This window comes from Shigella sp. FJ200513, from assembly GCF_040495915.1.
GTDB lineage: Bacteria > Pseudomonadota > Gammaproteobacteria > Enterobacterales > Enterobacteriaceae > ECMA0423.
This window is the reverse complement of sequence record NZ_JBDYCV010000055.1, coordinates 1-21,757: the sequence shown is the minus strand read 5'-3', so window position 1 is coordinate 21,757 and position 21,757 is coordinate 1. Positions and strand designations below refer to the sequence as shown.

Sequence of the window (21,757 nt, the reverse complement as noted above, 5' to 3'; positions counted from 1 at the left end):
ACCTTAAACTTCGGGGGAATATTCTATACACAACGACGGGGGATGTCGTTAGCCACGGGAGATTTATCTCATAAATAATTCACGTTGTCGCCATAACGGCGACAACGTGAACGAAGATGGCTATTAATGGATGCCGCCAATGCGACTTAAGCGCACACCAGTCGGCCATTCGCCTTCTTGCTTATCGAAGCTCATCCAGATAGCCGTGGCCCGACCGACCAGATTCGCTTCAGGCACAAAGCCCCAGTAACGGCTGTCCGCGCTGTTGTCGCGGTTGTCGCCCATCATGAAGTATTGTCCCGGCGGAACAATCCAGGTTGCCAGTTGTTGCCCTGGCTGCTGGTAATACATCCCCACCTGGTCCTGCGCAATCGGCACTGTCAGAATTCGGTGCGTCACATCACCCAGTGTCTCTTTACGCTCGGAAAGACGAATTCCATTTTCTTTGGTTTCGTTTTTCGGCACTTCAAAGAATCCGCTGGTCGCTTCCCCACCATTACGGCGTGAGAAGGTCTGAACGAAATCGCTCGGTTCCACGTTTGAGTAGGTGACCGGCAGCGCGTTTTCACACGCCTGGCCGGAACTGCATCCCGGTTGAATCGTCAGCTCTTTTGAGACCGGATCGTAAGTGACTTTATCGCCCGGTAAACCCACCGCGCGCTTGATGTAATCAAGCTTTGGATCTTCCGGATATTTAAAGACCACGATATCGCCGCGTTTCGGATGACCGGTTTCGATCAGCGTTTTCTGGTAGATAGGATCTTTAATGCCATAAGCAAACTTCTCTACCAGAATAAAATCACCGATTAACAGAGTCGGCATCATCGAACCTGACGGGATCTGGAACGGTTCATAAATAAACGAACGTACAATCAATACGATAGCCAGCACCGGAAAAACAGAAGCTCCGGTTTCCAGCCAGCCAGGCTTCGGTGCAACCTTTTTCAACGTTGCTTTATCCAGTGAGTCACCGGCAGCCGCCTGCGCCGCTGCCTGACGTTCCCGCCGTTTAGGTGCGAAAAAGAATTTATCCACGCACCATAAAATGCCCGTCACCAGTGTGGCAATCACCAGAATCAGGGCAAACATATTCGCCATGCCAACTCCTAAGGGTTATTTGTTGTCTTTGCCGACGTGCAGAATGGCGAGGAACGCTTCCTGCGGCAGCTCAACGTTACCGATCTGCTTCATGCGTTTCTTACCTTCTTTCTGCTTCTGCAGCAGCTTTTTCTTACGGCTGATATCGCCGCCATAACATTTAGCCAGTACGTTTTTACGCAGCTGTTTCACGGTGGATCGCGCAATAATGTGCGTACCAATCGCTGCCTGAATGGCGATATCAAACTGCTGGCGTGGGATCAGATCTTTCATCTTCTCCACCAACTCGCGACCGCGGTTTTGCGAATTATCACGGTGGGTGATCAACGCCAGCGCATCAACACGTTCACCGTTGATTAATACGTCTACACGTACCATGTCGGACGCCTGGAAGCGTTTGAAGTTGTAATCCAGAGACGCATAACCACGCGAGGTAGATTTCAGGCGATCGAAGAAGTCGAGCACCACTTCCGCCATCGGGATCTCGTACGTCAGCGCCACCTGATTACCGTGGTAAACCATATTGGTCTGCACGCCGCGTTTTTCTACGCACAGCGTAATAACGTTGCCGAGATATGCCTGCGGCAGCAGCATGTGACACTCTGCAATCGGCTCGCGCAGTTCGTAAATGTTATTTACCGCAGGCAGCTTGGATGGGCTGTCGACGTAGATAACTTCCCTTGACGTGGTTTCAACTTCATACACTACGGTCGGCGCAGTGGTGATCAGATCCAGATCGTATTCACGTTCCAGACGCTCCTGGATGATCTCCATGTGCAGCAGGCCAAGGAAGCCGCAGCGGAAACCAAAGCCCAGCGCGCTGGAGCTTTCCGGCTCATAGAACAGTGAGGCATCGTTCAGGCTGAGTTTACCCAGCGCGTCACGGAAGGCTTCATAGTCGTCGGAACTTACCGGGAACAGACCGGCGTATACCTGCGGTTTGACTTTCTTAAAGCCAGGCAGCGCCTTTTCTGCCGGATTACGCGCCAGCGTTAAGGTATCGCCGACTGGAGCGCCGTGGATATCTTTAATCGCACATACGAGCCAGCCTACTTCGCCACATTTCAGTTCAGTGCGGTCAACCTGTTTCGGCGTGAAGATGCCCAGACGGTCGGCGTTATAGGTCTGCCCGGTACTCATGACTTTCACTTTGTCGCCCTTACGCAGGGTGCCGTTTTTAATACGGATAAGTGAAACAACGCCCAGGTAGTTGTCGAACCAGGAGTCGATAATTAGTGCCTGCAACGGGCCTTCCGGATCGCCTTCCGGCGGCGGAATGTCGCGCACCAGACGTTCGAGAACGTCCTGCACGCCAACGCCGGTTTTCGCTGAACAGCGCACTGCATCGGTGGCGTCGATGCCGACGATATCTTCAATTTCTTCCGCCACGCGTTCAGGATCGGCTGCCGGCAGGTCAATCTTGTTCAGTACCGGCACCACTTCGAGATCCATTTCCATGGCGGTGTAGCAGTTTGCCAGGGTTTGCGCTTCTACGCCCTGCCCGGCGTCGACCACCAGCAATGCACCTTCACAGGCAGCCAGCGAACGGGAAACTTCATAGGAGAAGTCTACGTGGCCCGGGGTGTCGATAAAGTTAAGCTGATAGGTTTCGCCGTCAGACGCTTTGTAGTCCAGCGTCACGCTTTGCGCTTTGATGGTAATGCCACGCTCACGCTCAAGATCCATGGAATCGAGAACCTGCGCCTCCATTTCACGGTCAGACAGGCCACCGCAGATCTGGATAATACGGTCAGACAGCGTCGATTTACCGTGGTCAATGTGAGCTATGATCGAAAAGTTACGTATATTCTTCATAAAGTATGATTATTGTGCCTTAATGCCCGGTTAACCAGGCTTTTAGAAGTCGCTGTTCTGAGCTTAACGTCTGTATTAATAGAAACGCCGCATTCTACACTACAACATTGAGGCGAGGAAATGTTCATACCGTATGGATTGTGGTATCTGGAAACGTCCTCGCATTTGTTATGCAAAATGCAACAAAGCCAGTGAAATCACTGGCTCGCGTCTTCCGAAGATGTTTCAAATCGCACAAGGCCAGGCGGCAATGCCACGCTTAAGATGATCGGTTGCCATTCTGCCCGGGCAGCAAACTTACGCGAGTAGCCGCGCGCAATCAGGAACCCGCCAATACCGCCGAGGACCGCACCACATAATGCTGCGACGTCAGAAGCAAAGAGTAGCTGAAATAGCGAAGCGATGAGGAATAATCCCACCAGCGGCGACATATAAACCAGTAATGCGGAGCTAAGCAGGCTGCCTTCGGCGATCCCCAACTCCACTTTTTGCCCCGGCACTAACGGCTCATCACAGGGTACGACAATGGTATGCGTGGTTTGCGGGCCAAGTTTATTCAACACGCGGCTACCGCAACCGGCGCGTGAAGCGCAGCTGCTGCATGAAGCTTTAACATCACAACTGACCAGCGCCTGCCCGTTTTGCCAGGAGACGACGGTAGCCCACTCTTTGATCATTGCGCTGCCCCGAACTTAATATTCTCGGCAATGCGTTTCGCCGTTTGCGGCGGCAGTTCACCGACAATGGTGATTTCGGCGTTATCACGTACGCTTGTACTGACGGTTCTGCGTCCGGTGCGCAACATCTGATCGGTGCTCGATGGCGTAGCGCGGTTAACGTTTACCGAGAAGCTGAATAATCCGTCGGAATAGAGACGTGATTCGATAGGCATGTTGTCCATCGTCGGTAGCGGACGTCGACTACTGGAAACTTCGCTAAAACCCTGTGGCAACCAGGTTGGCGTCCAGCTGAATTTAGCTTTTTCACCTACAGGAACAGAAAGCAACGGCGGCAAATTTGCCTTCGCCAGCGTCTGCATACTGCTGCTGATATCCTGATTGACGTTAAAAGCAATCACGCGAAATTGTTCCAGCGTTTCACCATCGCGATCAAGGAGATCAACCCGCATCGGTAATTTCGATTCGGTGTCCATCCACACGATGTAGCTGTAGCGTGTACCATCTCGGGCAACCACGCGAATGACTTCGCAAAGACGATCAGCAATACGCGTGCGCCCGACGGAGATAAAGTCGTAGTAAGGAGAAAGGCGTTTGAAATCGGTATAGATAAGCGATGGCAGAGAATCAACAATGTAATCGCCATTAAGCGTGAACGGTTCAAGTCCCGGTTCAAAATAGCTGATTTCATTGCCGCGCTGTACCACTTCCCGGCGCGGGCCATCCATTTGCAACAATTGTGCAAGAGGACGGTTATCGAGGCGTGCATGTCGATAACGCAGAGACTCAACACCCTGTTTATTGATGCTGATGAATGACAGCTCGTAATTCAGTGACTGACTGGCCAGGTTCATCTGCTGTAATAACGCCCCGGACGCGGGAGTGGCCGAGGCGTTAGCAGAGAATAACAGGCTACCTGTCACTAATGACATGGCAAACCAAAGTTGCTTCATTACTGCGATTGCGTTCCTAAAGTTTGAATTCCTGGCACCTGTACAGCGGCTTGCTGGGTTTGCGCCTGCTCAAACTGAAGCTGTTCAGAGTGGAGTCGGCGTTGCAGTTCGTAATCCTGCAACATTGCATTAATGCGACGACGCTGCTCCTGTACCTGCTGCTGTTGACCATTGTTTGCGGTCGCTTCAGAAGGTACTCCCAGGCTTACCGGGCTGGCTTTACCCATCATCGGCAGTGTATTAAATACCGGCGTTTCGGGCTGCTGGGACGTTTCAGATTGTCCATTATAGTGCTGGACGCCAACGATAACTGCAAGCGATACGCATGCGGCTACGCCCATTTGGGTAAGCTGTGCCGCCCACGGACGTACTTTCTGCCAGAATGGCATTTTCTGCCATTGATGCGGCGCAGGCTGGGCTTCCGGGATCAATGTCGCCGATTGACGTACTGGCTCTTCTTCAATGGCGGCCATCACGCGTGAAGAGATATCGAAATGGAGCACCTCGGGAGTATCACCCCGCATTGAATCACGGATTAAGTGATAGCTTTCCCAGGTTTTCTGCATTTCTGGGTTATGAGCCAGTTCGTTAAGCAGCTCACTATCCAGCGTTTCGCCATCCATTAAAGCGGAAAGTTGTTCTTTCTGCATGCCTAATACCCTTATCCAGTATCCCGCTATCGTCAACGCCTGATAAGCGGTTGAACTTTGTTATCAATAGCTTCCCTCGCTCGGAAGATACGTGAACGCACCGTACCTACCGGACAATCCATGATAGCGGCTATCTCTTCATAGCTCAGGCCATCCAGCTCCCGCAAGGTTATTGCCATGCGCAAATCTTCCGGGAGGGACTCAATAGTTCGGAAAACTATCTGTCTCAGTTCTTCTGACAACATTAAGTTCTCAGGGTTCGAAATTTCTTTCAACGCGCCGCCACTTTCGAAGTTTTCAGCTTCAATGGCATCCACATCACTGGAAGGTGGACGACGCCCCTGAGCAACCAGGTAATTTTTCGCTGTATTTACAGCAATCCGATACAGCCATGTATAAAAAGCGCTATCTCCCCGGAACGAATCCAGCGCACGATAGGCTTTAATAAAAGCTTCTTGTACCACATCGGGAACATCACCCGACGGCACATAGCGGGAAACCAGACTCGCCACTTTATGCTGATAGCGCACTACCAGTAAGTTAAAGGCTTTCTGATCTCCCTTCTGGACCCGTTCAACCAGGACCTGGTCCGTTAACTGCTCGCTCATCCGAGGTAAAGTCTCCCCAAACCAAATTTCCACGCGCTATCGAAACGCCACTCCATTAGCTGCAATTTGAGCAAGCAAAGGGTTAGAGTGTCTCGTTTTTGTAAAGTTCCGTAACGCATCTGTTTTTGTTTGTCATGCTGTAGACGGATCATTATCTATCATTATAAGTCTACAGAATCTGAACATCGCATTATCTGTGTAGAAATGCCCATTTAACTGCCTGAAGAGTAACCCAACGGCCTTTTTATTTCACCACCTAATCCTCCACCAGCCAGTAACTTCTCTTTTTCTCGCCGCCCTGCGTCAACGTGTTTAGCCACTGTAACAAATATTAAAATAGCAGGTGTTTATTCGCACAACATGATGCTATGCCGACCAAACAATGTTTAGTAAATTAAACAAAGAAAATGAATACTCTCCCTGAACATTCATGTGACGTGTTGATTATTGGTAGCGGCGCAGCCGGACTTTCACTGGCGCTACGCCTGGCTGACCAGCATCAGGTCATCGTTCTAAGTAAAGGCCCGGTAACGGAAGGTTCAACATTTTATGCCCAGGGCGGTATTGCCGCCGTGTTTGATGAAACTGACAGCATTGACTCGCATGTGGAAGACACATTGATTGCCGGGGCTGGTATTTGCGATCACCATGCAGTTGAATTTGTCGCCAGCAATGCTCGTTCCTGTGTGCCATGGTTAATTGACCAGGGGGTTTTGTTTGATACCCACGTTCAACCGAATGGCGAAGAAAGCTACCATCTGACCCGTGAAGGTGGACATAGTCACCGTCGTATTCTTCATGCCGCCGACGCCACCGGTAGAGAAGTACAATCCACGCTGGTGAGCAAGGCGCAGAACCATCCGAATATTCGTGTGCTGGAGCGCAGCAACGCAGTTGATCTGATTGTCTCTGACAAAATTGGCCTGCCGGGCACGCGACGGGTTGTAGGCGCGTGGGTATGGAACCGAAATAAAGAAACGGTGGAAACCTGCCACGCAAAAGCAGTGGTACTGGCAACCGGCGGTGCGTCGAAGGTGTATCAGTACACCACCAATCCGGATATTTCTTCTGGCGATGGCATTGCTATGGCGTGGCGCGCGGGCTGTCGGGTTGCCAATCTCGAATTTAATCAGTTCCACCCTACCGCACTGTATCACCCACAGGCACGCAATTTCCTGTTAACGGAAGCACTGCGCGGCGAAGGCGCTTATCTCAAGCGCCCGGATGGCACGCGTTTTATGCCCGATTTTGATGAGCGCGGCGAACTGGCCCCGCGCGATATTGTCGCCCGCGCCATTGACCATGAAATGAAACGCCTCGGCGCAGATTGTATGTTCCTCGACATCAGCCATAAGCCCGCCGATTTTATTCGCCAGCATTTCCCGATGATTTATGAAAAATTGCTCGGGCTGGGGATTGATCTCACACAAGAACCGGTACCGATTGTGCCTGCTGCACACTATACCTGAGGTGGTGTAATGGTTGATGATCATGGGCGTACGGACGTCGAGGGCTTGTATGCCATTGGCGAGGTGAGTTATACCGGCTTACACGGCGCTAACCGCATGGCCTCGAATTCATTGCTGGAGTGTCTGGTCTATGGCTGGTCGGCGGCAGAAGATATCACCAGACGTATGCCTTATGCCCACGGCGTCAGTACGTTACCGCCGTGGGATGAAAGCCGCGTTGAGAACCCTGACGAACGGGTAGTAATTCAGCATAACTGGCACGAGCTACGGCTGTTTATGTGGGATTACGTTGGCATTGTGCGCACAACGAAGCGCCTGGAACGCGCCCTGCGGCGGATAACCATGCTCCAACAAGAAATAGACGAATATTACGCCCATTTCCGCGTCTCAAATAATTTGCTGGAGCTGCGTAATCTGGTACAGGTTGCCGAGTTGATTGTTCGCTGCGCGATGATGCGCAAAGAAAGCCGGGGGCTGCATTTTACGCTGGATTACCCGGAACTGCTCACGCATTCCGGTCCATCGATCCTTTCCCCCGGCAATCATTACATAAACAGATAAAAAGCCTGGGTCAGCGCCGTATACGCTTCGGAATAGTTCTGGTCTGGCCCACGAATGACTAAGCGATCGCTAAAGCATTCTCCCGCCTGCGGGGAGAATGCCAGCAGCACCCGATGCGGCAGTCGCGCTTCGTTTTCCGCCACATCCGTCCGCAAACGTAAATGCCAGCCCATGCTTAATGCCAGTTCAGTAAAACCATTACCAATCTGCTCTGGCAGCACCACGCAGAAAAATCCCTCTTCGGTAATGCACTCCGCCGCACAGGTCAGCAGCGATGGGTGATCAAGCGTAGTGGTATAGCGAGCCTGTTCCCGTTGAGGTGTCGCGCACTCTACTCCCTGCTGATAGTAAGGTGGGTTACTGATGATTAAATCGAAGCGTACTGTCTGCTGTGTGATCCACTGCTGAATATCCGCCGTATGGACGTTAATCCGCTCTGCCCACGGGGACTGGTTGATATTTTCCTGCGCCTGCGCGGCAGCTTCACTTTCCAGCTCAACGGCATCAATTATCACGCTGTCACTGGTTCGCTGCGCCAGCATCAGTGCCAGCAACCCGCTACCCGCGCCGATATCAAGGCAACGTTTCACCCCAGCCACCGGTGCCCATGCGCCCAGCAAAATGCCATCCGTTCCCACTTTCATCGCACAGCGATCGTGAGCAACAAAAAACTGTTTAAAAGTAAATCCATTACGACGAAGCACGGATGTAGACTGTGACATGAAAATAAAACCTTGCAGGAAAAACGGCGATAGCACCGGGTGAGAACAATACCCGAGAAGCGATATCCATACAAACAGATGAAGATTGCAGCCGTAACGTCTATAATCAGCGCCCCACACAGAGGTAGAACATGACTGTAACGACTTTTTCCGAACTTGAACTCGACGAAAGCCTGCTGGAAGCCCTCCAGGATAAAGGTTTCACTCGCCCGACCGCCATTCAGGCTGCCGCCATTCCGCCTGCGCTCGATGGCCGTGATGTACTCGGTTCTGCGCCGACAGGCACCGGTAAAACGGCGGCGTATCTGCTGCCAGCGTTGCAGCACCTGCTCGATTTCCCACGTAAGAAATCCGGTCCGCCGCGTATTTTGATCCTCACCCCAACTCGCGAGCTGGCGATGCAGGTGGCCGATCATGCCCGCGAACTGGCGAAACATACGCATCTGGATATCGCCACCATCACCGGCGGCGTAGCCTATATGAACCACGCGGAAGTGTTCAGCGAAAATCAGGACATCGTGGTCGCCACGACCGGACGTCTGCTGCAATACATAAAAGAAGAGAACTTCGATTGCCGCGCGGTTGAAACGCTGATCCTCGACGAAGCAGACCGTATGCTGGATATGGGCTTCGCTCAGGATATCGAACATATTGCTGGCGAAACTCGCTGGCGTAAACAGACCCTGCTCTTTTCGGCAACGCTGGAAGGCGATGCGATTCAGGACTTTGCCGAGCGTCTGCTGGAAGATCCGGTGGAAGTTTCTGCCAATCCGTCCACCCGTGAGCGCAAAAAAATTCATCAGTGGTATTACCGCGCCGATGACCTGGAACATAAAACCGCATTGCTGGTGCACCTGTTAAAACAGCCTGAAGCGACTCGCTCAATCGTGTTTGTGCGTAAGCGTGAACGTGTGCATGAGCTGGCAAACTGGCTGCGCGAAGCGGGCATCAACAACTGCTATCTCGAAGGTGAGATGGTACAAGGCAAGCGTAACGAAGCAATTAAACGCCTGACCGAAGGCCGCGTAAACGTACTGGTTGCCACCGATGTTGCCGCGCGCGGTATCGACATTCCTGACGTCAGCCACGTCTTTAACTTCGATATGCCGCGCAGTGGCGATACTTATTTGCATCGTATCGGACGTACCGCGCGCGCCGGTCGTAAAGGCACCGCAATTTCGCTGGTGGAAGCCCATGACCATTTGCTGCTGGGCAAGGTTGGCCGTTACATTGAAGAGCCGATTAAAGCTCGCGTTATTGATGAGTTACGCCCGAAAACGCGTGCGCCAAGCGAGAAGCAGACCGGCAAGCCATCGAAGAAAGTACTGGCAAAACGCGCCGAGAAGAAAAAAGCTAAAGAGAAAGAGAAGCCGCGGGTGAAAAAACGCCATCGCGACACCAAAAATATTGGTAAGCGCCGTAAACCGAGCGGAACGGGCGTGCCACCGCAAACGACAGAAGAGTAATCTCAATGCCGGGTTTAAGCCCGGCATTGTTTTTTTACGCAACCACAAAACACTCTTCAACACACTGAATAAAAATGTGCATCGCCGGGCTAACCGCTTTTCCAGCATAATGTGCGCACATTGCCGTAATGGTCTGCGACTGTTCGCCAAAAGGCAATTCAATTAATTCTCCGCTCTCAATCTCTTTTTCCACCGCAAAGTGGGGCAAGTAACTGACACCGATATTCGCCGCGACACAACGCTTGATGCTTTCGATACTTATAAGCTCAATGGTGTTTTCCACCGTGATCCGCCGCTGTCGCAGCGTGCTCTCAAATATCTGCCGGAAGACACATTGCGGTTCGTTGATAATAAAGCTACAGGCGTTATGTCTTCCCGGCTCAGTAAAATCGACATCTGCAATTTGTGGTGAAGCCACCAGCACCAGCGATTGTTCACCCAACTCTCGTCGGTTCAGGGCATCATCATTCCCTACGCGATAAAAGACGCCGACATCGGCCTCATCATTCAGTAGCGCATCACGGATCACGTAACAGTTCAGCGCCTGCAACGATAAACGCACTTTTGGTGCGCGTTGCCGAAAACGCTGCAACACCTGCGGCATTCGGTAAGAGAGCAACGTTTCGCCCGAAACAACGCGTAGTTCCCCGTCCGGATCTGACTCCTTTTTGGCAGCCTCACGAAGCGTATCCATCACTCGGGTAAGTTCATAAATGTGCGGCAGCAACTTTTTTCCTTCGCGGGTAAGGCACATCCGTCGGCCAATTTTCTCAAATAACTGGACTGAAAACTCCTGCTCAAGCTGCTGAATATGAAAAGTCACCGTCGATTGTGTACAGCACAATTTTTGCGAAGCTCGCAAAAAGGAACCCTCTTCCACCACGGTTTTAAGCGTAATAAAACGGCGCAGATCCATAACCCCAAACCTATCGAAAATATCGAATTTAGAATATAAAAACATTCATTTTTTTAAATGTTCCGTGTCGGGTACTGTCTACCAAAACAGAGGAGATAACAAGTGACACCGATCCTTTTAAGTGCTTTTTGGACTTACACCCTGATTACCGCTATGACGCCAGGACCGAACAATATTCTCGCCCTTAGCTCTGCTACGTCGCATGGATTTCGTCAAAGTACCCGCGTGCTGGCAGGGATGAGTCTGGGATTTTTGATTGTGATGTTACTGTGTGCGGGCATTTCATTTTCACTGGCAGTGATTGACCCGGCAGCGGTACACCTTTTGAGTTGGGCGGGGGCGGCATATATTGTCTGGCTGGCGTGGAAAATCGCCACCAGCCCAACAAAGGAAGACGGACTTCAGGCAAAACCAATCAGCTTTTGGGCCAGCTTTGCTTTGCAGTTTGTGAACGTCAAAATCATTTTGTACGGTGTTACGGCACTGTCGACGTTTGTTCTGCCGCAAACACAGGCGCTAAGCTGGGTAGTTGGCGTCAGCGTTTTGCTGGCGATGATTGGGACGTTTGGCAATGTGTGCTGGGCGCTGGCGGGGCATCTGTTTCAGCGATTGTTTCGCCAGTATGGTCGCCAGTTAAATATCGTGCTTGCCCTGTTGCTGGTCTATTGCGCGGTACGCATTTTCTATTAACGAAAAAAAGCGGAAGAGGTCGCCCTCTTCCGCTTAGTAACTTGCTACTTAAGCCTTACAGGCTTTCAGTAAAGGTACGAGCGATAACGTCGCGCTGCTGTTCCGGAGTCAGAGAGTTAAAGCGAACTGCATAACCGGATACACGGATGGTCAGCTGCGGATATTTTTCCGGATGCTTAACTGCATCTTCCAGAGTTTCACGACGCAGAACGTTAACGTTCAGGTGTTGACCACCTTCAACGCGAACTTCTGGTTTCACTTCTACTGGAACTTCACGGTATTCAATGTCACCCAGTTTGCTTACTGCAACCACTTCATCTTCTGCATAACCTGCTTTTGCAACGATGCAACGTGCTTCGCCTTTTTCGCTGTCCAGCAGCCAGAAAGAGTTCAGCAGATCGGCGTTAGCGGCTTTAGTAATCTGGATACCTGTAATCATGTGATGCCTCCCCGGCAAAATTATTTGATTTGTTCAGCCTGTCGCGGCCAATTGGTAAAACCATTGTTGCTTGAGTGTATATATACTCCTCAACCACCCTTGATTCTTTGATTTAAATCAACAAAAACCACACATCGATTGTGGTCGTAAATGGATTTTATTGTTTTACATCAACTTATGCGGGTGTGAAATTTTACCAATTTACATTTTTTTGCACTCGTTTAAGTCTAAAAAATGAGCATGATTTTGTTCTGTAGAAAGAAGCAGTTAAGCTAGGCGGATTGAAGATTCGCAGGAGAGCAAGATGGCTAACGAATTAACCTGGCATGACGTGCTGGCTGAAGAGAAGCAACAACCTTATTTTCTTAATACCCTTCAGACCGTCGCCAGCGAGCGGCAGTCCGGCGTCACTATCTATCCACCACAAAAAGATGTCTTTAACGCGTTCCGCTTTACCGAGTTGGGTGACGTTAAAGTGGTGATTCTCGGCCAGGATCCTTATCACGGACCGGGACAGGCGCATGGTCTGGCATTTTCCGTTCGTCCCGGCATTGCCATTCCTCCGTCATTATTGAATATGTATAAAGAGCTGGAAAATACTATTCCGGGCTTCACCCGCCCTAATCATGGCTATCTCGAAAGCTGGGCGCGTCAGGGCGTTCTGCTGCTCAATACTGTGTTGACGGTTCGCGCAGGTCAGGCGCATTCCCACGCCAGCCTCGGTTGGGAGACGTTTACTGATAAAGTCATCAGCCTGATTAACCAGCACCGCGAAGGCGTGGTGTTTTTGTTGTGGGGATCACATGCGCAAAAGAAAGGGGCGATTATAGATAAGCAACGCCATCATGTACTGAAAGCACCGCATCCGTCGCCGCTTTCGGCGCATCGTGGATTCTTTGGCTGCAACCATTTTGTGCTGGCAAATCAGTGGCTGGAACAACGTGGCGAGACGCCGATTGACTGGATGCCAGTATTACCGGCAGAGTGTGAGTAAATTTGCGGGGAAATGCCGGATGGCAGAGTTGCCACCCGGCTGATTTATCAGGCTTTATTCTGACGCCACCATTCACCAAGCAAAACGCCGGTTGCGACAGAGATATTCAGCCCGGCAACGTTGCCCGTACCGTCAATCTTCACGCGCAGATCGTTCGGATCGCGTGCGGCATCCGGTAACCCTTCATATTCCTGACCCAGCACCAGTACCATTTTCGCTGGCAGACTGGTTTTGAACAGCGGTTTACCCTGCTCGCTGGAAGTGGTCACTACGGTGTAACCTGCCTGACGGAAATCATCCAGCACGTTAACAATGTTGTCGCCAGTAATCGGCTGAACGTGCTCTGCGCCGCCTTCTGCGGTACGGATAGCCGCCCCCGACTCCAGCAGTGCCGCATCCTGCACCACGACACCTTTCACGCCGAAGTGCGCGCAGCTGCGCATCATGCCACCCAGGTTATGCGGGTTAGATTCGTTTTCCAGTGCCAGAACGCAATCCTGCGCGCCTGCCTGGATTACCCACTGCTGCACGGTTGTACCGTTACGCTTTTTGATCAGGAAGCAAACGCCGCCGTGATGTTCCGTACCTGACGCTTTTGTCAATTCCGCTTCATCCACCACATGGTACGCTTTGCGGTTTGCTGCCATCCAGCGCAAGGCTTCTTTAAAACGCGGCGTTACACTCTGGATAAACCAGGCGCGAACAATCGCTTCCGGACGGCTCTGGAACAGTGCCTGACAGGCGTTTTCGCCGTAGACGCGGGTTTCTTCCGCACGCTGACGACGCAACACTTCCGGATCAATAAAACTTTTACCACTGATGCCACCGTGATCGGCCTTTTCCGGCGTCTCATCACCCGGCGCGCGGGAAACCGTGCGCCACGGCGAATCTTCCCACTTGCGGTCACGGGGCTGACTCTGTTTGTCATCGCGGGCGGGGCGACGGCCACCATCAGCACGAGATTTTCCTGGACGCCCGCCCCCTTTCCCGGTACGCGGGTTGTGGGTACGTTTATCAGAATCATCATCACTGCGGACATACATCACTTTGACCTTGCCGCTTTTACCTTTCATTTCATCGTTCATGCTTTTCTCCACCAGCGCTGCGCGAAGCGCGCAGATTACCCGAAGTCCGCGCGGTTCGCCATGATTTCGTAGCAAAGCCTGCGACTATCATACCTATTGAATAAAACAGATTGTTGTCTGGAACAATGTCCCCGATAATATGTAACATATTAGAAACATACCGGCGTCGTTGCCGATAAGTCTCCTTACTCATCCCGAGGTTAGTTATGAATACCGTTTGTACCCATTGTCAGGCCATCAATCGCATTCCCGACGATCGGATCGAAGATGCGGCAAAATGCGGACGCTGCGGTCACGACTTGTTTGACGGAGAGGTGATTAATGCGACCGGTGAAACACTCGACAAATTGCTGAAGGATGATCTACCTGTGGTGATCGACTTCTGGGCACCGTGGTGCGGCCCCTGCCGTAATTTCGCACCAATTTTTGAAGATGTCGCGCAAGAGCGTAGCGGTAAAGTGCGCTTTGTGAAAGTGAATACCGAAGCTGAACGTGAATTGAGCAGTCGCTTTGGAATTCGTAGTATACCGACGATCATGATTTTCAAAAACGGTCAGGTTGTCGACATGCTTAATGGCGCAGTACCGAAAGCGCCGTTCGATAGCTGGCTGAACGAATCTCTTTAATCTTACCGGGGCGCATCTTGTGCCCCGTTTTCTCCTCTGCGACAATGGCGTTTTTTCGACGCTCTCTTATGACCGAAAACGCTGTTCTCCAGTTACGCGCCGAGCGTATTGCGCGCGCAACACGTCCTTTTCTTGCCCGCGGTAATCGCGTTCGTCGCTGCCAACGCTGTCTTTTGCCAGAGAAATTATGTCTCTGTTCGACAATTACCCCAGCACAAGCAAAAAGTCGCTTCTGTTTGCTGATGTTCGACACCGAGCCAATGAAGCCCAGTAATACCGGGCGTCTGATTGCTGATATTTTGCCTGATACCGTTGCGTTTCAATGGTCGCGTACCGAACCCTCGCAGGATTTGCTGGATCTGGTACAAAACCCGGATTATCAGCCAATGGTGGTCTTTCCCGCCTCGTATGCTGATGAGCAACGGGAAGTGATCTTCACACCACCTGCCGGTAAGCCACCGCTGTTTATCATGCTCGATGGTACCTGGCCGGAAGCTCGCAAGATGTTTCGTAAAAGTCCGTATCTGGATAATCTTCCCGTCATTTCCGTCGATCTTTCCCGGCTTTCTGCCTATCGCCTGCGTGAAGCCCAGGCTGCAGGCCAATATTGTACTGCCGAGGTAGCCATCGCACTGTTAGATATGGCCGGCGATACCGGGGCGGCAGCAGGGTTAGGCGAGCATTTTACCCGCTTTAAAACACGCTATCTGGCAGGAAAAACGCAACATCTGGGTAGCATCACAGCAGAACAGTTAGAAAGCGTTTAAAATCATTCGGTCACTTCTGCGGGAGACCGGTATGAGTCAGCGAGGACTGGAAGCACTACTGCGACCAAAATCGATAGCGGTAATTGGCGCGTCGATGAAACCCAATCGCGCAGGTTACCTGATGATGCGTAACCTGCTGGCGGGAGGCTTTAACGGACCGGTACTCCCGGTGACGCCAGCCTGGAAAGCGGTGTTGGGTGTGTTGGCCTGGCCGGATATTGCCAGCTTGCCCTTTACACCCGACCTTGCGGTTTTATGTACCAATGCCAGCCGTAATCTTGCTCTTCTGGAAGAGCTCGGCGAGAAAGGCTGTAAAACCTGCATTATTCTTTCCGCCCCGGCATCGCAACACGAAGATCTCCGCGCCTGCGCCCTGCGCCATAACATGCGCCTGCTTGGACCAAACAGTCTGGGTTTACTGGCTCCCTGGCAAGGTCTGAATGCCAGCTTTTCGCCTGTGCCGATTAAACGCGGCAAGCTGGCGTTTATTTCGCAATCGGCTGCCGTCTCCAACACCATCCTCGACTGGGCGCAACAGCGTGAGATGGGCTTTTCCTACTTTATTGCGCTCGGCGACAGCCTAGATATCGACGTTGATGAATTGCTCGACTATCTGGCGCGCGACAGTAAAACCAGCGCCATCCTGCTCTATCTCGAACAGTTAAGCGACGCGCGACGCTTTGTTTCGGCGGCCCGTAGTGCCTCGCGTAATAAACCGATTCTGGTGATTAAAAGCGGACGTAGCCCGGCGGCACAGCGACTGCTCAACACCACGGCAGGAATGGACCCGGCATGGGATGCGGCTATTCAGCGTGCCGGTTTGTTGCGGGTACAGGATACCCACGAACTGTTTTCGGCGGTGGAAACCCTTAGCCATATGCGCCCGCTGCGTGGCGACCGGTTGATGATTATCAGCAACGGTGCTGCGCCTGCCGCGCTGGCGCTGGATGCCTTATGGTCACGCAATGGCAAGCTGGCAACGCTAAGCGAAGAAACCTGCCAGAAATTGCGCGATGCATTGCCAGAACATGTGGCAGTCTCTAACCCGCTCGATCTGCGCGATGACGCCAGCAGCGAGCATTATGTCAAAACGCTGGACATTCTGCTCCACAGCCAGGATTTTGATGCACTGATGGTTATTCATTCGCCCAGCGCCGCTGCTCCCGCAACAGAAAGCGCGCAAGTATTAATTGAAGCGGTAAAGCATCATCCCCGCAGCAAATATGTCTCTTTGCTGACGAACTGGTGCGGCGAGCACTCCTCGCAAGAGGCACGACGTTTATTCAGCGAAGCCGGGCTGCCGACCTACCGTACCCCGGAAGGAACCATCACTGCTTTTATGCATATGGTGGAGTACCGGCGTAATCAGAAGCAACTACGCGAAACGCCGGCGTTGCCCAGCAATCTGACTTCCAATACCGCAGAAGCGCATCTTCTGTTGCAACAGGCGATTGCCGAAGGGGCTACGTCGCTCGATACCCATGAAGTTCAGCCCATCCTGCAAGCGTATGGCATGAACACGCTCCCAACCTGGATTGCCAGCGATAGCACCGAAGCGGTGCATATTGCCGAACAGATTGGTTATCCGGTGGCGCTGAAATTGCGTTCGCCGGATATTCCACATAAATCGGAAGTTCAGGGCGTCATGCTTTACCTGCGTACAGCCAATGAAGTCCAGCAAGCGGCGAACGCTATTTTCGATCGCGTAAAAATGGCCTGGCCACAGGCGCGGGTCCACGGCCTGTTGGTGCAAAGTATGGCTAACCGTGCTGGCGCTCAGGAGTTGCGGGTTGTGGTTGAGCACGATCCGGTTTTCGGGCCGTTGATCATGCTGGGTGAAGGCGGTGTGGAGTGGCGTCCTGAAGATCAAGCCGTCGTCGCACTGCCGCCGCTGAACATGAACCTGGCCCGCTATCTGGTTATTCAGGGGATCAAAAGTAAAAAGATTCGTGCGCGCAGTGCGCTACGCCCATTGGATGTTGCAGGCTTGAGCCAGCTTCTGGTGCAGGTTTCCAACTTGATTGTCGATTGCCCGGAAATTCAGCGTCTGGATATTCATCCTTTGCTGGCTTCTGGCAGTGAATTTACCGCGCTGGATGTCACGCTGGATATCTCGCCGTTTGAAGGCGATAACGAGAGTCGGCTGGCAGTGCGCCCTTATCCGCATCAGCTGGAAGAATGGGTAGAATTGAAAAACGGTGAACGCTGCTTGTTCCGCCCGATTTTGCCAGAAGATGAGCCACAACTTCAGCAATTCATTTCGCGAGTCACCAAAGAAGATCTTTATTACCGCTACTTTAGCGAGATCAACGAATTTACCCATGAAGATTTAGCCAACATGACACAGATCGACTACGATCGGGAAATGGCGTTTGTAGCGGTACGACGTATTGATCAAACGGAAGAGATCCTCGGCGTCACGCGTGCGATTTCCGATCCTGATAACATCGATGCCGAATTTGCTGTACTGGTTCGCTCGGATCTCAAAGGGTTAGGCTTAGGTCGACGCTTAATGGAAAAGTTGATTACCTATACGCGAAATCACGGACTACAACGTCTGAATGGTATTACGATGCCAAACAATCGTGGCATGGTGGCGCTAGCCCGCAAGCTCGGGTTTAACGTTGATATCCAGCTCGAAGAGGGGATCGTTGGGCTTACGCTAAATCTTGCCCGGCGCGAGGAATCATGAGTAAGGTACTGGAAATGTTGACCACTTAATCGGGACTGGTGTTATTATTGCCCGCTTATGTCGTCTGCATTGCACAGAGGACCCTTCAATGAACAGAGAAGAAATGCACTGTGATGTTGTCAAAATTTAAGCGTAATAAACATCAACAACACCTTGCCCAACTACCCAAGATTTCTCAATCAGTTGATGATGTCGATTTCTTTTACGCTCCCGCCGACTTCCGGGAGACGCTGCTGGAAAAAATAGCCAGCGCGAAGCAGCGCATTTGCATTGTCGCCCTGTATCTCGAACAGGATGACGGTGGCAAAGGCATTCTGAACGCGTTGTATGAGGCTAAAAGGCAGCGTCCGGAACTGGATGTGCGGGTGCTGGTCGACTGGCATCGTGCACAACGTGGACGCATTGGCGCTGCGGCATCTAACACTAACGCTGACTGGTACTGCCGCATGGCGCAGGAAAATCCGGGCGTAGATGTTCCGGTTTATGGCGTTCCAATCAATACCCGTGAAGCTCTTGGTGTTCTGCACTTTAAAGGCTTTATCATCGACGATAGCGTACTTTATAGCGGTGCCAGCCTGAACGATGTTTACCTGCATCAACACGATAAATATCGCTACGACCGTTATCATCTGATCCGTAACCGTAAGATGTCAGACATTATGTTTGAATGGGTTACACAGAATATTATGAATGGCCGCGGCGTTAATCGTCTGGATGATGTTAATCGGCCAAAAAGCCCGGAAATCAAGAACGATATTCGTCTGTTCCGCCAGGAGCTGCGTGATGCCGCTTATCATTTCCAGGGCGATGCCGACAACGATCAGCTTTCCGTAACGCCGCTAGTGGGGCTGGGGAAATCGAGTCTGTTGAACAAGACCATTTTCCATCTTATGCCTTGTGCCGAGCAGAAACTAACCATCTGTACGCCATACTTCAACCTGCCAGCAATCCTTGTGCGCAATATTATCCAGTTGCTGCGCGAAGGGAAAAAGGTCGAAATTATTGTTGGTGATAAAACCGCGAACGACTTCTACATTCCGGAAGATGAACCTTTCAAGATAATTGGCGCATTGCCTTATCTCTATGAGATCAATCTGCGTCGTTTCCTGAGCCGTTTGCAGTATTACGTCAATACTGACCAGCTAGTGGTTCGGTTATGGAAAGATGACGACAACACCTATCACCTGAAAGGGATGTGGGTTGATGATAAGTGGATGTTGATCACCGGTAATAACCTGAACCCGCGCGCCTGGCGTCTGGATCTGGAAAACGCCATTTTGATCCACGATCCACAACTGGAGCTTGCGCCGCAGCGAGAGAAAGAACTGGAGCTGATCCGCGAGCGTACCACCATCGTTAAGCACTATCGCGATCTGCAAAGTATTGCCGATTATCCGGTGAAGGTTCGTAAACTCATCCGCCGTTTGCGCCGTATCCGCATCGACCGATTAATTAGCCGCATCCTGTAATCACAACCCCGTCCTGTACGGGGTTTGTTTTTTGGAGGCCACGTTTTGCGTATTCTTTTTGTCTGTTCGCTATTGTTACTTTCTGAATGCAGCCATATGGATAACGATAGCTGGAGTGGGCAGGATAAAGCTCAACACTTTATCGCCTCGGCGATACTTTCCGCCGCCGGAAATGAATATTCACAGCATCAGGGGATGAGCCGGGATCGCAGTGCCATGTTTGGATTGATGTTCTCTGTCAGTTTGGGGGCGTCAAAAGAGCTTTGGGATAGCCGCCCCGAAGGGAGCGGCTGGAGCTGGAAGGATTTGGCCTGGGATGTCGCCGGTGCAAGCACCGGCTATACCGTCTGGCAACTGACCCGTCACTAAAGACGCATCCCCTTCCCTTTGCGATGTAGCATCAAAGAAACCAGAAACGCCACCACGGCCATCAAGGTCACATACCAGAAGAAGGCTGTTTCCATTCCTATTGATTTCAGCGACAACGCTACGTACTCCGCCGAACCACCAAATATAGCATTAGCGACCGCATATGACAGACCAACGCCTAATGCGCGAACCTGTGCTGGGAACATCTCAGCCTTCAGTATTCCACTGATTGATGTATAAAAACTCACTATCAGCAGGGCACACATCACCAGACCAAAAGCGGCATAAGGCGAGGAAACGTTTTGCAATGCTGAGAGAATAGGAACGGTAAAAATGGCTGCCAGCGAACCGAAACATAACATTGAGGTACGGCGACCAATCTTATCCGACAGCGCGCCAATGAGTGGTTGAATAAGCATGAATACAAACAATGCGGCAGTCATAATGCCACTCGCCACGTTGGCATGCATTCCCGCAGTATTTACCAGATACTTCTGCATATAAGTGGTGAAGGTATAGAAACAAAGGGAGCCCGCAGCGGTAAAACCGAGAACCATGATGAATGCACGGCGATTGCGCCATAATCCTTTCAGAGATCCAGCTTCTTTTAAAGCGCGCGTTTCTTGTTGCGAAGTTTCATCTAATTGACGACGTAACCACAACGCCACAACAGCTAACACAGCTCCTAACGCGAAAGGAATACGCCATCCCCACTCTCTGAGTGCAGCGTCTTCCATGGTGTGTTGTAAAACCACGACAACCAGTAGGGCTAGCAGTTGTCCGCCGATCAACGTCACATACTGAAATGATGCGTAAAAACCTTTGCGCCCTTCAACGGCAACTTCACTCATATAGGTGGCGCTGGTGCCATATTCTCCGCCAACGGATAATCCCTGAAATAAACGAGCGAGAAGCAATAATGCCGGAGCCCACGTACCTATAGTTTCATAACCTGGGAGGCAGGCGATAACCAGCGATCCGAAACACATCATACACACCGATAACAGCATCGATTTTTTGCGACCATGTTTATCGGCTATGCGGCCAAATAGCCAACCGCCTATTGGGCGCATCAGGAATCCCGCAGCAAAAACACCTGCTGTTTGTAGTAGTTGAGTCGTCGTGTTCCCGGAAGGGAAGAAAATGTGGGCGAAGTAGAGTGAACAGAACGAGTAGACATAGAAATCGAACCACTCGACCAGATTACCTGAAGAGGCCCCCACAATCGCCCAAATGCGGCGACGAGTATCACTACTTGTCAGTTTGCTGTCTGCCGTTACAGTACTTTCAGCCATGCCATTATGTCTCCTGCCGTAATCCGATGCTTTTGTTGGTCGCTTTTGTTTATTTCTTTTGGTAAAGAAAATGTTATACATTTGTTGCGTATCATTATGCAACCTAAACCATGAATTTAGTTAGCAGGAAAATGGTTATTGAGGAGCTTAAGGATAAATTTCTGGTAAGGAGGACACGTATGGAAGTAGGCAAGTTGGGGAAACCGCATCCGTTGCTGAATCTGTCATATGTGGGAGTATAAGACGCGCAGCGTCGCATCAGGCATTTTTTTCTGCGCCAATGCAAAAAGGCCATCCTGACGGATGGCCTTTCGCTTAGTTTGATGCCTGGCAGTTCCCTACTCTCGCATGGGGAGACCCCACACTACCATCGGCGCTACGGCGTTTCACTTCTGA

At 51.5% G+C, this 21,757-nt stretch carries 19 protein-coding genes and 2 pseudogenes; 9 read left to right on the top strand and 12 right to left on the bottom strand.

What is annotated here, in order from left to right; genetic code table 11:
* Positions 1-123 precede the first annotated feature (123 nt).
* The 7 genes from lepB to rseD form a co-directional block, all read right to left on the bottom strand.
* Positions 124-1,098, bottom strand: a complete 975-nt coding sequence (lepB, locus tag ABZJ92_RS13060) for a signal peptidase I (RefSeq protein WP_000002542.1) — start codon at positions 1,096-1,098, stop codon at positions 124-126.
* 15 nt (positions 1,099-1,113) lie between these two features.
* Complete coding sequence (lepA, locus tag ABZJ92_RS13055) at positions 1,114-2,913, bottom strand: translation elongation factor 4 (protein WP_000790168.1); 1,800 nt, start codon at positions 2,911-2,913, stop codon at positions 1,114-1,116.
* Between the two features lie 197 nt (positions 2,914-3,110).
* Complete coding sequence (gene rseC / locus ABZJ92_RS13050; RefSeq protein ID WP_000589070.1) at positions 3,111-3,590, bottom strand: SoxR-reducing system protein RseC; 480 nt, start codon at positions 3,588-3,590, stop codon at positions 3,111-3,113.
* A complete protein-coding gene (gene rseB / locus ABZJ92_RS13045; RefSeq protein WP_000812053.1) occupies positions 3,587-4,543 on the bottom strand; it encodes a sigma-E factor regulatory protein RseB in 957 nt (318 codons plus the stop codon). The genes rseC and rseB overlap by 4 nt, the downstream gene beginning before the upstream one ends.
* Positions 4,543-5,193 carry an anti-sigma-E factor RseA gene (gene rseA / locus ABZJ92_RS13040; RefSeq protein WP_001168466.1) on the bottom strand — a complete coding sequence of 217 codons (651 nt, stop codon included), beginning with the start codon at positions 5,191-5,193 and terminating at the stop codon, positions 4,543-4,545. Before rseA ends, rseB begins: the two co-directional genes overlap by 1 nt.
* Positions 5,194-5,225: 32 nt before the next feature.
* A complete protein-coding gene (gene rpoE / locus ABZJ92_RS13035; RefSeq protein WP_001295364.1) occupies positions 5,226-5,801 on the bottom strand; it encodes an RNA polymerase sigma factor RpoE in 576 nt (191 codons plus the stop codon).
* A complete protein-coding gene (gene rseD / locus ABZJ92_RS13030; RefSeq protein ID WP_001303621.1) occupies positions 5,798-5,953 on the bottom strand; it encodes a rpoE leader peptide RseD in 156 nt (51 codons plus the stop codon). The genes rpoE and rseD overlap by 4 nt, the downstream gene beginning before the upstream one ends.
* A 255-nt stretch (positions 5,954-6,208) precedes the next feature.
* On the opposite strand from rseD, the pseudogene nadB reads away from it, so the two are divergent.
* Positions 6,209-7,831, top strand: a pseudogene (nadB, locus tag ABZJ92_RS13025) (L-aspartate oxidase).
* Here nadB and trmN read toward each other — a convergent pair.
* Positions 7,816-8,553, bottom strand: a complete 738-nt coding sequence (gene trmN / locus ABZJ92_RS13020) for a tRNA(1)(Val) (adenine(37)-N(6))-methyltransferase TrmN (RefSeq protein ID WP_001298974.1) — start codon at positions 8,551-8,553, stop codon at positions 7,816-7,818. The pseudogene nadB and the gene trmN overlap by 16 nt on opposite strands.
* A 131-nt stretch (positions 8,554-8,684) precedes the next feature.
* On the opposite strand from trmN, the gene srmB reads away from it, so the two are divergent.
* A complete protein-coding gene (gene srmB / locus ABZJ92_RS13015) occupies positions 8,685-10,019 on the top strand; it encodes an ATP-dependent RNA helicase SrmB (protein ID WP_000219193.1) in 1,335 nt (444 codons plus the stop codon).
* A 43-nt stretch (positions 10,020-10,062) separates the two neighbouring features.
* Here srmB and ABZJ92_RS13010 read toward each other — a convergent pair.
* Positions 10,063-10,935 (bottom strand): annotated as a pseudogene (locus ABZJ92_RS13010) (LysR family transcriptional regulator); the annotation flags it as partial.
* A gap of 102 nt (positions 10,936-11,037) precedes the next feature.
* Between ABZJ92_RS13010 and eamB the strand changes: the two are divergent.
* Positions 11,038-11,625: a cysteine/O-acetylserine transporter gene (gene eamB, locus ABZJ92_RS13005; protein ID WP_000187873.1), complete on the top strand. Its 588-nt coding sequence runs from the start codon at positions 11,038-11,040 to the stop codon at positions 11,623-11,625.
* A 55-nt stretch (positions 11,626-11,680) separates the two neighbouring features.
* On the opposite strand, the gene grcA is transcribed toward eamB, so the two are convergent.
* Complete coding sequence (grcA, locus tag ABZJ92_RS13000) at positions 11,681-12,064, bottom strand: autonomous glycyl radical cofactor GrcA (RefSeq protein ID WP_000627802.1); 384 nt, start codon at positions 12,062-12,064, stop codon at positions 11,681-11,683.
* A gap of 304 nt (positions 12,065-12,368) precedes the next feature.
* Here grcA and ung point away from each other — a divergent pair, with 304 nt between their 5' ends.
* Positions 12,369-13,058 carry a uracil-DNA glycosylase gene (ung, locus tag ABZJ92_RS12995; protein ID WP_001262715.1) on the top strand — a complete coding sequence of 230 codons (690 nt, stop codon included), beginning with the start codon at positions 12,369-12,371 and terminating at the stop codon, positions 13,056-13,058.
* Between the two features lie 47 nt (positions 13,059-13,105).
* Here ung and ABZJ92_RS12990 read toward each other — a convergent pair whose 3' ends face one another.
* Positions 13,106-14,143 (bottom strand): tRNA/rRNA methyltransferase, encoded by a 1,038-nt coding sequence (locus tag ABZJ92_RS12990; protein ID WP_000997396.1) that lies wholly within the window; start codon positions 14,141-14,143, stop codon positions 13,106-13,108.
* Between the two features lie 206 nt (positions 14,144-14,349).
* On the opposite strand from ABZJ92_RS12990, the gene trxC reads away from it, so the two are divergent.
* The 5 genes from trxC to ABZJ92_RS12965 all read left to right on the top strand — a co-directional run bounded on the left by trxC (position 14,350) and on the right by ABZJ92_RS12965 (position 20,066).
* Entirely contained in the window at positions 14,350-14,769 is a 420-nt protein-coding gene (gene trxC / locus ABZJ92_RS12985; RefSeq protein WP_001098726.1) for a thioredoxin TrxC, read from the top strand.
* A 68-nt stretch (positions 14,770-14,837) separates the two neighbouring features.
* Positions 14,838-15,536, top strand: a complete 699-nt coding sequence (gene tapT, locus ABZJ92_RS12980; RefSeq protein ID WP_001343689.1) for a tRNA-uridine aminocarboxypropyltransferase — start codon at positions 14,838-14,840, stop codon at positions 15,534-15,536.
* 31 nt (positions 15,537-15,567) lie between these two features.
* Positions 15,568-18,228: a peptidyl-lysine N-acetyltransferase PatZ gene (patZ, locus tag ABZJ92_RS12975; RefSeq protein ID WP_000082966.1), complete on the top strand. Its 2,661-nt coding sequence runs from the start codon at positions 15,568-15,570 to the stop codon at positions 18,226-18,228.
* A 113-nt stretch (positions 18,229-18,341) separates the two neighbouring features.
* Entirely contained in the window at positions 18,342-19,697 is a 1,356-nt protein-coding gene (pssA, locus tag ABZJ92_RS12970) for a CDP-diacylglycerol--serine O-phosphatidyltransferase (protein ID WP_005051257.1), read from the top strand.
* A gap of 45 nt (positions 19,698-19,742) precedes the next feature.
* Positions 19,743-20,066, top strand: coding sequence for a YfiM family lipoprotein (locus ABZJ92_RS12965; protein ID WP_005085125.1), 324 nt, complete (start codon positions 19,743-19,745; stop codon positions 20,064-20,066).
* Here the strand turns inward: ABZJ92_RS12965 and kgtP are convergent.
* A complete protein-coding gene (gene kgtP, locus ABZJ92_RS12960) occupies positions 20,063-21,361 on the bottom strand; it encodes an alpha-ketoglutarate permease (RefSeq protein WP_000841103.1) in 1,299 nt (432 codons plus the stop codon). The genes ABZJ92_RS12965 and kgtP overlap by 4 nt on opposite strands.
* Between the last annotated feature and the right edge of the window lie 396 nt (positions 21,362-21,757).